General features: G+C 68.8%; 11 protein-coding genes. 5 read left to right on the top strand and 6 right to left on the bottom strand.

The annotated features are described in order from the left end of the window. Window positions 1–219: 219 nt before the first annotated feature. Window positions 220–615: a hypothetical protein gene (locus tag AruCF_RS10245; RefSeq protein WP_049073142.1), complete on the top strand. Its 396-nt coding sequence runs from the start codon at window positions 220–222 to the stop codon at window positions 613–615. Window positions 616–894: 279 nt separating this feature from the next. Here AruCF_RS10245 and AruCF_RS10240 read toward each other — a convergent pair whose 3' ends face one another. Then, on the bottom strand, window positions 895–2,259 hold the full coding sequence (locus tag AruCF_RS10240; RefSeq protein WP_049077689.1) for an RsmB/NOP family class I SAM-dependent RNA methyltransferase: 1,365 nt from the start codon (window positions 2,257–2,259) through the stop codon (window positions 895–897). A gap of 694 nt (window positions 2,260–2,953) precedes the next feature. Continuing rightward, window positions 2,954–3,619: a phosphoribosylglycinamide formyltransferase gene (gene purN / locus AruCF_RS10235; protein WP_049073141.1), complete on the bottom strand. Its 666-nt coding sequence runs from the start codon at window positions 3,617–3,619 to the stop codon at window positions 2,954–2,956. 63 nt (window positions 3,620–3,682) lie between these two features. Here purN and AruCF_RS10230 point away from each other — a divergent pair, with 63 nt between their 5' ends. The 4 genes from AruCF_RS10230 to coaBC all read left to right on the top strand — a co-directional run bounded on the left by AruCF_RS10230 (window position 3,683) and on the right by coaBC (window position 9,376). Continuing rightward, a complete protein-coding gene (locus tag AruCF_RS10230; protein ID WP_049073140.1) occupies window positions 3,683–4,648 on the top strand; it encodes a bifunctional riboflavin kinase/FAD synthetase in 966 nt (321 codons plus the stop codon). Then, window positions 4,638–7,499, top strand: a complete 2,862-nt coding sequence (ileS, locus tag AruCF_RS10225; protein WP_049073139.1) for an isoleucine--tRNA ligase — start codon at window positions 4,638–4,640, stop codon at window positions 7,497–7,499. The genes AruCF_RS10230 and ileS overlap by 11 nt, the downstream gene beginning before the upstream one ends. Before the next feature lie 58 nt (window positions 7,500–7,557). Continuing rightward, on the top strand, window positions 7,558–8,025 hold the full coding sequence (gene lspA, locus AruCF_RS10220) for a signal peptidase II (RefSeq protein WP_157130038.1): 468 nt from the start codon (window positions 7,558–7,560) through the stop codon (window positions 8,023–8,025). Between the two features lie 154 nt (window positions 8,026–8,179). Next, complete coding sequence (gene coaBC / locus AruCF_RS10215; protein ID WP_049073137.1) at window positions 8,180–9,376, top strand: bifunctional phosphopantothenoylcysteine decarboxylase/phosphopantothenate--cysteine ligase CoaBC; 1,197 nt, start codon at window positions 8,180–8,182, stop codon at window positions 9,374–9,376. A 93-nt stretch (window positions 9,377–9,469) separates the two neighbouring features. On the opposite strand, the gene AruCF_RS10210 is transcribed toward coaBC, so the two are convergent. Genes AruCF_RS10210 through pepE form a run of 4 tightly spaced genes read right to left on the bottom strand, consistent with a single transcriptional unit; the run spans window position 9,470 to window position 12,789 of the window. Beyond that, a complete protein-coding gene (locus tag AruCF_RS10210) occupies window positions 9,470–10,459 on the bottom strand; it encodes a Bug family tripartite tricarboxylate transporter substrate binding protein (RefSeq protein WP_049073136.1) in 990 nt (329 codons plus the stop codon). 13 nt (window positions 10,460–10,472) lie between these two features. Beyond that, window positions 10,473–11,162: an AroM family protein gene (locus AruCF_RS10205; protein WP_049073135.1), complete on the bottom strand. Its 690-nt coding sequence runs from the start codon at window positions 11,160–11,162 to the stop codon at window positions 10,473–10,475. Then, window positions 11,159–12,088, bottom strand: coding sequence for a DUF1177 domain-containing protein (locus AruCF_RS10200; RefSeq protein WP_049073134.1), 930 nt, complete (start codon window positions 12,086–12,088; stop codon window positions 11,159–11,161). The genes AruCF_RS10205 and AruCF_RS10200 overlap by 4 nt, the downstream gene beginning before the upstream one ends. Then, on the bottom strand, window positions 12,085–12,789 hold the full coding sequence (gene pepE / locus AruCF_RS10195; protein WP_049073133.1) for a dipeptidase PepE: 705 nt from the start codon (window positions 12,787–12,789) through the stop codon (window positions 12,085–12,087). The genes AruCF_RS10200 and pepE overlap by 4 nt, the downstream gene beginning before the upstream one ends. Between the last annotated feature and the right edge of the window lie 45 nt (window positions 12,790–12,834).

The raw sequence follows: 12,834 nt of genomic DNA, 5'->3' as shown, positions 1-12,834 counted from the left end.
TGACCTGTTTTTGACCTTTTGACGGCAAGCTCGCGGCCGGTGCGGCGGCCCGCCGGCAACGCCACTGGCGTCATCCTGGCGGGGAATCGTCGGCACATGGCCACTGGGTTTTGGCCGCCCGTCGCCGTTAAAGTTCCTGTCAGGCTGAGCCGCTGTCTTGCGGCCGCCACGCGCCTGGCGCACACTTCGGTCCGCCATCACCGCTCCCACCGCTACACGATGTTCGTCGAAAATATCCGTCCCTATTTTTTTTCCACCCTGGCTGCCGCGATGGTTTCCCTGGCCATGCCCGCTGGCGCCCAGTCCCTGAAAACCGGGGACATAGCTGTGCTGGCGTCTTATTACGAGATCCGCGGATCGGATTGCCTGGCCCTGCGCGCGCCCCGCGTCACCATTACCCTGCAGCCGCGCCTGGGCGTCGCCAGCATCGTGCAGACGCGCGGCCAGTCCGGCGATTCCGGACGTTGCGCGTATAAGACAGTGCCAATCGCGCAATTGGTCTATCAAGCCAACCAGCCCGGGTCCGATTCCCTGGCCTGGGAAGTGAAGTACCAGAACAAGACCATCGGAATCCGCCGCTATAGCGCCACGCTCGGCATCGCGCCGGCCCCTTGAGCGAGCCGGCGGCCTTCGCCCCGCAGGCCGGGCGTCGGAACAGGTCCGTGGACAGCCGGTCGGATCGGTCCATCGACTGACCCGCCCCCAGCGCAATCGGCGCCAGGACGGCCGGCTCGGGGTCCGGCCTCATCAACTGGCCTCATCAACTGGCCTCATGAACTGGCCTCATGAACTGGCCTCACGAACCGGCCTCACGATCCGGCTTCACGGACCGGCTTCACACACCGCCTTCCCGGACTGGCCACGTGGACCCGCCCCACGGGCCGGTCTCACCACTCAGGCCGCGGGCTTGTCGTCGGAGGCGGCCGTGATCGGCGCCGCCTCGTCGTCTTCCACGCCTTCGACGGCCGGCGCGCCCTCTTCCAGCGGCGCCTCGGCGCCGAGGTCGGCCCCGGCATCGGCTTCGGCGGCCGCAACCGCTTTCTTGCGGCGCTCGAACACGGCGGCAAAGAAGCCGTCGGTGCCGTGGACATCCGGTCGCAGCTGGACGTAGGGCCCCTCCAGCTTCAGGTTCTCGCAGCGGGCAGCCAGGATCTCGGCCGCGTCGATGCGCTCGAAGTCGGGGTGGCTGGCCAGGAAGCGTTCGGCCTGCACCTCGTTTTCCTCGGCCAGCAGGCTGCAGGTGGCGTACACCAGCCGGCCGCCGGGCGCGACACAACGCGCGGCGCTGTTGAGGATGCGTTCCTGCAATTGGCCCAATTCAGCCAGCGCCTCGGGATGCTGACGCCATTTCAGGTCGGGATTGCGGCGCAACGTGCCGATGCCGCTGCACGGGGCGTCGACCAGCACGCGCTGGGCCTTGCCGGCCAGCCGCTTGACGCGGGCGTCGTTCTCGCTTTCGATCGCCACCGGCACCACGTTCGACAGGCCGCTGCGGGCAAAGCGCGGCTTGGCGCGCGCCAGGCGGGCCGCCGAGACGTCGAAGGCATAGAGACGGCCGGTCGAGCGCATCAGCGCCCCCAGCAGCAGGGTCTTGCCGCCAGCGCCGGCGCAGAAGTCGATGACCATTTCGCCGCGGCGCGGCGCCACCAGCAAGGCCAGCAACTGGCTGCCTTCGTCCTGCACCTCGATGCTGCCATTCTCGAACTGCGGCCAGCGGTTAATGGCCGGACGGCCTTCCATGCGGATGCCCCAGGGCGAATACGGCATGGCAACGGGTTCGTAGCGGCCAGCGCTTTGTTGCAGTTCGGCCAACATGGCGTCGCGTTCGACCTTGAGCGGATTGACGCGCAGGTCCAGGCTGGCCTGGCGGTTGAGCGCTTCGATCAAGGTTTCGGGGCTTTCCATGGCGCCCAGGCGCTCGTCAAGCCAATCGGGGATGCTGCCGCGCACGGCGCGCGGCAGCGTCGCCAGGTCGATCTGCAGGACGCGCTGGAGCCATTCGGCTTCGGCCGGGTCCAGGCCCTCCTGCAGCGTTTCCTTGCCCAGCGTGGCGGCCAGGCCCAGGATGGCCAGGCGGCGCGAAGCCGGCCCCACGCCGCTTTCGCCGAACTGGCGGTAGCGGCGCAGGTGGCGCAGCACGTCGTAGACGGCTTCGGCCACTTCCGAGCGGTCGCGCGCGCCCAGGCCGGGATGGCCACGCAGCCAGTGCGACAGGGCCGCGTCGGCCGGGTAGGTCCATTGCAGGATCTCGCCCAGCACACGCTGCACCTGGTCGATGCGGCTGGCGGCATACGACAGGCGCGGCCGGTTGAATTGCGGTTTCCGCGGAGCCGCATCACGCTGGCCCTGGCCTTCGCGACGGTCGGAACCTTGGAAGCCACGCTCGCCATCGCGGCCGTCGCCGCGCGGGGCGCCGTAGGACGGGCGCGAATCCGGACGGCCAAAGCCTTCGCGGCGGTCCGAACCGAAGGAACCGCGCTCACCGCCACGGCCTTGGCCCTGGCCTTCACGGCGGTCCGACCCGTACGCGCCACGCTCGCCACGGCCTTCACCACGGCCGCCTTCGTAGGAAGGGCGCGGCGTCGGGCGGCCCGAGCCTTCGCGACGGTCGCCGCCGAAGGAACCGCGTTCGCCACGGCCCTCGCCGCGCGGCGCCTCATAGGAGGGGCGCGGGGCCGGACGGCTGTCGCGGCGCTCGTCGGGACGGCCTTCGCGGCCGCTGGCGGCGCGCTCGGGGCGTGGCGCGCGCTCCTGGGCGGCGCGGGCCTCACCCTTGGGACGCGAGAAGAAGGAGCGGCCGTCGCGCCCTTCGGCGGAGCGTCCACCGGCGGCTGCCGGGCGGGAACGCGGGGATTGGGGTTTGCTCATGGTGTATTCCAGTGGGGCGGACACATGCCGCCCGATAAATGCGACTCAGGGCCGTCGGCGGCCCGGCTGCGCGGCTGGCGTCGGCTCAGGCCGCCGCGGACCAGGTGAACAGGCGATCAGGATCGCCCTGCACGTCCACCCGGTGGTCATTCGTCAGGGTAACCCGGCCCTCGGCCAGCCAGCGCACGGCGGTTGGAAAAGCCTGGTGTTCGACTTCCAGCACACGTTCGGCCAGCCTTTCCGGCGTATCGCCGGCCAGGACCGGCACGCAGCCCTGGGCAATGATGGGACCATGGTCCAGCACCGGCGTCACGAAATGCACGGTGCAGCCATGCACCCGCACCCCGGTGGCCAGCGCCTGGGCGTGCGTGTGCAGCCCCGGGAACGCCGGCAGCAGCGACGGATGGATGTTGACCAGGCGGCCGCTATAGCGATTGACGAAGCCGGGGGTCAGCACCCGCATGAAGCCGGCCAGGATGACGTAGTCCGGCGCATGCAGGTCGATTTCCGTGGCCAGCGCGGCGTCGAACGCTTCGCGGCTGGCATAGTCCTTGTGGTACAGCGCCGCCGTGGCGATGCCCTGGGCCGCGGCCCATTCCAGGCCGGCGGCGTCCGGCCGGCTGGCGATCACGGCGGCAATCGTGGCGGGCCAGCCCTGTTGGCGACAGGCCTGGACCAACGCCTGCATGTTGCTGCCTCGTCCCGAGATCAGGATGACGATGCGGCGCGGTGGTGTAGAAGTTTCCGGCAAGATGAGCGATCCAAATTGGGGATGACGAACAATCCCGTAACCCAAAATTGTAAACTCTCGCTCGTGAAACCACCGCTGCGCATCCACCGATCCCTTCCGCCGCCCGCCCAGCGCGCTCCCAGCGCGCTGACCATCGGCAATTTCGACGGCGTCCACCGAGGACACCAGGCCATGCTGGCGCGCGTCTGCCAGGTCGCGCGCGACCGCGGCCTGACGCCCGCCGTGATGACCTTCGAGCCGCACCCGCGCGAGTACTTCGCCACGCTGAACCAGCGTCCCGAGCTGGCGCCCACCCGCATTTCCGGGCTGCGCGACAAGCTGGCGGCGCTGGCCCGCTATGGCGTTTCCCAGGTCGTGGTCGAGCGCTTCAACGCCCGCCTGGCCGAAATGTCGGCCAACGCCTTCATCGAGAACCTGCTGGTGCGGGGGATGGATACCAAGTGGCTGCTGGTGGGCGAGGACTTCCGCTTCGGCCACAAGCGCAGCGGCGACATCGACCTGCTGCGCGAAGCCGGCCTGCGCCATGGCTTCGAGGTGCAGACCCTGGCCGACGTCACCGACCGCCACGGCCACCGCATTTCCAGCTCGGAAGTGCGCACCGCCCTGGCGGTGGGCGACCTGGACCGGGCCCGCCACCTGCTGGGCCACCCCTTCCATATCAGCGGTCACGTGATCCACGGCCAGAAGCTGGGCCGCACCCTGGGCTATCCGACCATGAATCTGCGGGTGGCCGAGCGCTGCGCGGCCCGCTCCGGCATCTACGTGGTGCAGGTCTATGGCCTGGCCGAGCGCGCCCTGCCGGCGGTGGCCAGCCTGGGCGTGCGCCCGACCGTCGAGGACCGCGGACGCGTGCTGTTGGAAGCGCACCTGGTCGACGAGACCGTCAACGCATACGGTAAACTCGTGCGTGTCGAATTCCTGCAAAAGCTGCGGGACGAAGAAAAATTTCCTGATCTCCCTTCCCTGACTGCCGCCATCGCCGAAGACGCGCGAAACGCGCGCGCCTATTTTGCCGTTCATGGACTATAAAAAGACCCTCAACCTGCCCGATACCCCCTTCCCCATGCGGGGCGACCTCGCCAAGCGCGAGCCCGCCTGGATTGCGCAGTGGGAGGAAAACCACGTCTACCAGGCGATCCGCGCCGCCAGCCGCGGCCGTCCGCGCTTCGTGCTGCACGACGGTCCGCCCTACGCCAACGGCGACATCCACATCGGCCACGCGGTCAACAAGATCCTGAAGGACATCATCGTCAAAAGCCGCAACATGGCCGGCTACGACGCGCACTACGTGCCGGGCTGGGATTGCCACGGCATGCCGATCGAGATCCAGATCGAGAAGAAGTACGGCAAGCACCTGCCCGTGGCCGAGGTGCAGTCCAAGGCGCGCGCCTACGCGCTCGAGCAGATCGACCGCCAGCGCAAGGACTTCAAGCGCCTGGGCGTGCTGGGCGAGTGGGATCGTCCCTACATGACGATGAACTTCAGCAATGAAGCCGACGAGATCCGCGCCCTGGGCCGCATCCTGGACAAGGGCTACGTGTTCCGCGGCCTCAAGCCCGTGAACTGGTGTTTCGACTGTGGCTCGGCGCTGGCCGAGGCCGAGGTCGAATACGCCGACCGCGTCGACCCGGCGGTGGACGTGGCCTTCCCGTTCGCCGAGCACGACAAGCTGGCCAAGGCCTTCGGCCTGGACAAGGTCGACGACGGCGCCATCGTCATCTGGACCACCACGCCCTGGACCATCCCGTCCAACCAGGCGCTGAACCTGCACCCCGAAATCGAATACGCGCTGGTGCGCGTGTCGCCCGCGCCCAAGTTCGGCCCGCTGCTGCTGATCGCGCGCGAGCGCGTCGAAGCCTGCCTGAAGGCCTGGAACCTGGAAGGCGAAGTCATCGCCACCGCCCCCGGCGCGGCGCTGTCGGGCATCGAGTTCCGCCATCCGCTGGCGCAGTTCGAAGCCGCCTACGACCGCAAGGCCCCCATCTACCTGGGCGACTACGTCACGGCTGACTCGGGCACTGGCGTGGTGCACTCGGCCCCCGCCTACGGTATCGAGGACTTCATCTCGTGCAAGGAGCACGGCATGAAGGACACCGACTTCATCAGCCCGGTCATGGGCGACGGCAAGTACGTCGACAGCCTGGCGCTGTTCGGCGGCCTGTCGATCTGGGACGCCAACCCCAAGATCGTCGAGGCCCTGAAGGAAGCCGGCGCGCTGATGCACGTCGAAAAGCACAAGCACAGCTACATGCACTGCTGGCGCCACAAGACGCCCATCATCTACCGCGCCACCAGCCAATGGTTCGCCGGCATGGACGTGCAGCCCAAGGATGGCGGCCCGACCCTGCGCGAATCGGCGCTGGCCGGCATCGACGCCACCGCCTTCTACCCGGCCTGGGGCCGCGCCCGCCTGCACGCCATGATCGCCAACCGTCCGGACTGGACCCTGTCGCGCCAGCGCCAGTGGGGCACGCCGATGGCCTTCTTCGTGCACAAGGAAACCGGCGCGCTGCATCCGCGCACCTCCGAATTGCTGGAACAGGTCGCGCAACGCGTGGAGCAAGGCGGCATCGAGGCCTGGCAGACGCTGGACCCGCGCGAGCTGCTGGGCGACGAAGCCGACCAATACGAAAAGAACCGCGACACGCTGGACGTGTGGTTCGACTCGGGCAGCACCCACGCCACCGTGCTGGGCGGCAAGGACGGCGATTTCGCCGGCTCGCACGGCGCCGAACTGGGCTGGCCCGCCGACCTCTACCTGGAAGGCTCCGACCAGCACCGCGGCTGGTTCCATTCCTCGCTGCTGACCGGCTGCATGCTGTATGGCCAGCCGCCCTACAAGGCCCTGCTGACGCACGGCTTCGTGGTGGACGGCCAGGGCCGCAAGATGAGCAAGTCGGTCGGCAACGTGATCGCGCCGCAAAAGGTGTCCGATTCGCTGGGCGCCGAAATCCTGCGCCTGTGGGTCGCCTCCACCGACTACTCGGGCGAGCTGTCGATCTCCGACGAAATCCTCAAGCGCGTGGTCGAAGGCTACCGCCGTATCCGCAACACGCTGCGCTTCCTGCTGGCCAACCTGGCCGACTTCGACGCCGTGTCGCAATCCGTGCCCTACGGCGAGCTGTTCGAAATCGACCGCTATGCGCTGGCCATGACGGCGCAGATGCAGGCCGAGGTGCAGGGCCACTACGAACGCTACGACTTCCACCCGGCGGTCTCGCGCCTGCAGACGTTCTGCTCGGAAGACCTGGGCGCGTTCTACCTGGATATCCTGAAAGACCGCCTGTACACCTCGAAGGTGGACAGCGTGGCCCGCCGCTCGGCCCAGACCGCGCTGCTGGACATCACCCAGACGCTGCTCAAGCTGATGGCGCCGATCCTGTCGTTCACGGCCGAAGAAGCCTGGAAGGAGCTGGTCGGCTCGGCCCTGAAGCACCAGGCCGACGCCGCCCGCGTCACCATCTTCACGGAGGTCTACCACGCGCTGCCGCCGTTCGCGGACGCCGAGGCCCTGTCGGCCAAGTGGACGCGCCTGCGCGCCATCCGCGCCGAAGTCCAGCGCAAACTGGAAGAAGTGCGCACGGCCGGCGACATCGGTTCGTCGCTGCAGGCCGAGGTCGACCTGTACGCCAGCGGCGAAGACCAGCAATTGCTGGCCAGCCTGGGTGACGACCTGCGCTTCGTGCTGATCGTCTCGCGCGCCACCGTGCACGCCGGCGAAGGCGAGACCCGCATCGAGGTCACGCCGTCCAGGCACAAGAAGTGCGAGCGCTGCTGGCACTGGCGCCTGGACGTGGGCCAGGATCCGGATCACCCCGAGATCTGCGGCCGCTGCGTGTCCAACCTGTTCGGCTCGGGCGAAGCCCGCGACAAGGCCTGAGCATGGCCGGCCCCCAAGGCACCGCCAGCGCGGCGTCCGCCGGCGCGCCCCCGCAAGGGTGGGCCGCTGGCTGGCCATCGCGCTGGCCATCATCGTCCTGGACCAGCTGACCAAGGTGTACTTCAACACCTCGTACCAGTACGGCGAGCGGCTAAACCTGCTGCCGTTCTTCGACTTCACGCTGTTGTATAACCGCGGCGCGGCGTTCAGCTTCCTGGCATCCGAGGAAGGCTGGCAACGCTGGCTGTTCACCGGCCTGGGCATCGTCGCCGCGGTGGTCATCACCGTCATCCTGCGCCGCACCCGTGGCCAGCCGCGCTTCTGCCTGGCGTTGACCCTGATCCTGGGCGGCGCCATCGGCAACGTGATCGACCGGGTGGTGTATGGCCACGTGGTGGACTTCCTGCTGTTCTACTGGCGCGACTGGTATTTCCCGGCCTTCAATCTGGCGGACGTGGGCATCAGCTGCGGCGCCGTGCTGCTGGTGCTGGACGAGCTGCTGCGGGCGCGCAAGCCGCGCGCCTGACGCCCTCCCCGCCCCCTTCGAAAGCCGGCCCTAGGCCGGGTTTTTGTCCATTTGAGCCCCCCTGCACGCATGGCGAACGGCGCGATGTGGCAATGCGGAATAAAATCACTGTCCGTTCCCTGATTCGACGGCATCCAAACGCCGTCCGACGCCCATGCTCGACCTCGCCCGCAAACGCATCGTCCTCGGCCTGACCGGTGGCATCGCCTGCTACAAAATCGCCGAGCTGGTGCGGCGCATGACCGAACAAGGTGCCGTCGTCGACGTGGTGATGACCGAGGCGGCCACGCACTTCATCACGCCGGTGACCATGCAAGCCCTGTCCGGCCGTCCGGTGTTCGTCGATGCCTGGGACCCGCGGGTGCCCAACAACATGGCGCACATCGACCTGACGCGCGGCGCCGACGCCGTGCTGATCGCGCCGGCCAGCACCGACTTCATGGCCAAGCTGGCGCACGGCATGGCCGACGACCTGCTGTCGACGCTGTGCGTGGCGCGCGCCTGCCCGCTGCTTGTCGCGCCCGCCATGAACCGCGAAATGTGGGCCAACCCGGCGACCCAGCGCAACGTGGCGCAGCTGCGCGCCGACGGCATCAGCATCCTGGGCCCGTCGGCCGGCGAACAGGCCTGTGGCGAGACCGGCGACGGGCGCATGCTCGAAGCCCATGAAATCCTCGCGGACCTGATCGCCTTCTTCCAGCCCAAGCTGCTGGCCGGCCGCCACGTGCTCCTGACCGCCGGCCCCACCTCCGAGCCGGTCGATCCGGTGCGCGTGCTGAGCAACCGCTCGTCGGGCAAGACCGGCTACGCCCTGGCCCGCGCCGCGCGCGAAGCCGGCGCCCGCGTCACGCTGATCACCGGCGCCACCGCCCTGCCCGTGCCGCGCGGCGTCACCGCCCTGTCGGTGATGACGGCGCGGCAAATGCACGACGCGGTGATGGCCAGCGCCGCCGACGCCGACATCTTCATCGCCGTGGCGGCCGTGGCCGACTGGCGCGTCAAGAACGTCAGCAACCAGAAGCTGAAGAAGACCAGCGAAGGCGGCGGCGCGCCGCAGATGGAATTCGAGCCCAATCCCGACATCCTGGCCGAAGTGGCCAAACTCAAGGACGGGCCGTGGTGCGTGGGTTTTGCGGCAGAGACCGAAAAGCTGGCCGAGCACGCCGAGGCCAAGCGCCAGCGCAAGGGCATTCCGCTGCTGGTGGGCAACCTGGCGCACAAGGTGATGGACGCCGACACCACCGAACTGGTGCTGTTCGACGCGCAGGGCGCGCACCCGCTGCCGGCCGCCGACAAGCTGGACGCCGCGCGCCGCCTGATCGCCGAGATCGCGGCGCGGTTGCCCGTCTGACACGCTGGCGATCGTCCGAGACAAAAAAAACGCCAGACGCGAGTCTGGCGTTTTTGTTTGCGGCGCCCGCTGCGATCGGCGGGCGCGGCGGCTTCACTGCTCCAGGCTGATGTTGGCGGCGCGCACGATATCGGCCCACTGCTTGCGGTCGTTCTCCAGGAACTGGCCGAACTGCTCGGGCGTCATGCCGGTGACCGGCTCCGAACCCAGGCCGGCCATCTTCTCCTTCACGCCGGGCTGCTTGAGCACGTCCTGCAGCGCCGCGTAGTAGGCGGCCAGCACGTCGGCCGGCAGGCCGGCCGGCGCGAACACGCCCTGCCAGGTCGGCATGTCGAAGCCCTTCAGGCCCTGCTCGTCCAGCGTGGGCACGTCGGGCAATTGCGGCGAACGCTTGAGCGAGGCCACGCCGATGGCCTTGACCTTGCCCTGCAGCGCCAGCGGCGCGGCGGTGGAAATGTTGTCCATCGTCATCGCGATATGGCCGCCCAGCAAGTCGGTGATGACGGGCGCCGCGCCACGGTAGGCCGCGTGCGGCACCTTCACGCCCAGCTTGTACAGCATGGTCTCGGCGATCAGGTGGTTGGAGATGCCCACGCCGGCGGTGCCGTAGGTGGCGGTCGGCGTCTTCTGGAAGTAGTCCTTCAGTTCGGCCAGGTTGTTGGCCGGCACATCCTTGTTGACGATGACCACGTTGGGCTGCACCGCCGCCAGCGTGATGGGCGTGAAGTCGGTCGGCTTGTAGCTGGTGCCCTTGGCGTTGAGCACATGGGTGATGGCCATGGAGCCGGCCGCGGCGATACCGATGGTGTAGCCATCGGGCTGCGATTGCGACAGGCGGAAAGCCATGATGTTGCCGCCGGCGCCGGCCAGGTTTTCCACCACCACGGTCTGGCCCAGGCGCTGCGACAGCGGCTCGGCCAGCAGGCGCGCCAGCGTGTCGGCGGAGCCGCCGGGCGCGAAGCCCACCAGCAGGCGCACCGGCTTGGTCGGTTTCCAGGCGTCGGCGGCCAGGGCCGGCGCGGCCGCCAGGGCGCTGGCGGCGAACAGTGCGCCCACGGCGCGTTGCAAAGTACGGCTGAACATGAAGTCGATTCCCTTATTCCAATATTTGCGCGAGCGCCTGCGCGACCAGGCGGTTGGACAGCAGGACCGGGCGACCCGATGCCTGTGCCACCGCCTGCCGCATGCGTTCGGCGTAACCCATGCAGTGCATGACGACGAAATCACAGTCGGCCAGATCCTGGCCGGCCTGCGTGAAACGTTCGGCCGCGCGCCCGGCGTCGGCCTCGTAGGGGGAGGCGTGCACCACCGAGGTCGCGCATTCCAGCGGCACGGCCATGTGGAAGGCGTCGACCTGGGCTTCCAGCGGCACCACCAGGCCGACCTTGCGGCAGTGCTGCGCCAGGCCGGCGACCAGGTGGTCGACGACCTGCTGCGGCTCGACCACCAGCGTGCGCATCGGCGCGATCGCAGTGCCCGTGCACAACGGCACCAGCACGTCGTAGCCGGCCGCATCGGCCTCGCGCATCACCTGCGCCAGCCGGGCCTCGGCGGCAGCGGCGTCCAGTTCGATCTGGGCGCCGTCGCGCATGCGCGTGGCGAAGCGATATTCGCCCGGGCGCGGCGCCAGCGCGGCCAGCCCGGCGGCATCCAGGCCGTCGAGCGCGCCGAACTCGTCGATGCGCACGTGTTCACCCAGCAGCGGCGCCATTTCCGGCACCACATCGCTGCGCGGCGACTGGCCAATAGTGAAGAACGCCACGCGGCGCGGGCGAAGCGCGCTCATTGCGCCGCCCCCGGCTCGCGGCCGGTGGTCTGCAGGTGCGCCATGGAGCCATAGCGGCCTTGCAGCGCCGCCCATTCGGCGGCGTCGAAGAATGTCATGGCGCCCTGCCCGAAGAGCTTGGCGATCTCGATGCAGAAACGCATCGCCACGTCGGCGTCGACGGCATTGGTCACGCCCGTGGCGCAACCGGGCACGGTGGTCTGCGCGGTCAGCGCCACGCCCACCACCGGCGCATCGGTGACGATGGCCGGCTGCATCAGCGAATTGACGTGCCACAAGCCATTTTCATAGGGCGTGATGTCCTGCGTGGTCAGCGGCAGCGTCGATGGCAGCTCGCCGCTGACCCAGCCCATCACGTCCAGCATGGTTTCGGGAATGCGCAACAGATAACCCTGTTTGGCAACGGGCGTCAGCGCCACGCCGCGCCGGTTCACCAGGCGGTTGCCCCGGGTCGTATCCACCGACAGGATCGCATCCATGCGCGGGTCGACTTCGTGCGACATCATTTCGCGCATCGGGAACGGCGACCGCATCATCGGCACCGGATGGTGCGGACGGGTGCCGGCGCGCGGGCAGATGTGGGTGCGGATGCGCACGGTGCCGGGCAGCACATCGCCCTGGCGCGCCATGGCCATGATCTTGAGCGCCGAGGCGATGGCGACCACCGCGCCATCGCTGTCGGACACCAGGCCAGTGACGGCCGGGCGCGCGCCGATGCCACCCAGGCGGCCGACGATGCCCAGTTGAGGCGCGGCCGGATCGGCGCCGGGAATGACGATGGACAGGAACTCCGTCGCCGCGCCGTCTCGCGCCAGCGGCGTGACTTCGACCTCGCAATCGCCGGCCGCGCGCAGTACCTGCGCCACCGCTTCGCCCGTGATATGCGCGGAGGACAGCAGTTCGATGGCGTCGATAACCTGCTTCATGCCGGGATCTCCAGCGGGCCGGGCGCGAACACGCGCGGCTCGGCGCTGCCGACGAACAGCGGCGCATCATGCGGGCCGACCAGCGTGATGGCGGCATCACGCACGCGCAGCGCGCTGCCTTCGGGCAGGCCGAGCACCGGGCTGGTCGGATTCAACGTGCAGAACTCGGCCAGGCGTTGTGCGCGGGTTTCGCCGCGATGGCCGGGCGGGTGGGCATTGGTGTAGTGCGGATTGATCTGGAAGGACAGCAGACCGAGCGCGTCGAAGCCGCCGGGATCGGTGATCGGCATGTCGTTGGTGGTGCAGATGCTGGGACACGCCAGGTTCGAGCCCGCGCTCCAGCCCAGGTAGGCCGCGCCCTCGCGCACGCGGCGCGCCATCACGCTCAGCAGCCCCTGACGGCGCAGTTGACCGAGCAGGTTGAAGGTATTGCCGCCGCCGACAATGATGACGGCGGCCTTCTCCAGCGCGGCCGCCGGGTCGGCGGCGCGGTGCAGCGGCTGGATGTCCAGGCCGGTGTCGGCCAGCGCCGTGGTGACCAGCGTGGTGTAGTCATCCCAGTTGCGGGTGACACCCGCGTACGGCACGAACACCGCCGGCGCGCCGGCGGGCAGCGCGGCGATCAGTTCGCGGATATCGGGCAGGGCATGGACCAGGTAGCCGGCGTCGCTGCTGGAATTGCTGAGAAGCAGGAGATTCATGAGTGGGGTTCCGTGAAATCGGGAAAGTCGGAGCGCCGCGCGCAG

Origin of the sequence: Achromobacter ruhlandii (assembly GCF_002082135.1) — a bacterium.
Classification (GTDB): Bacteria; Pseudomonadota; Gammaproteobacteria; order Burkholderiales; family Burkholderiaceae_B; genus Achromobacter; species Achromobacter ruhlandii.
Note: the sequence above shows the minus strand (reverse complement) of the source record. Positions and strands in the feature narration are given on the sequence as shown.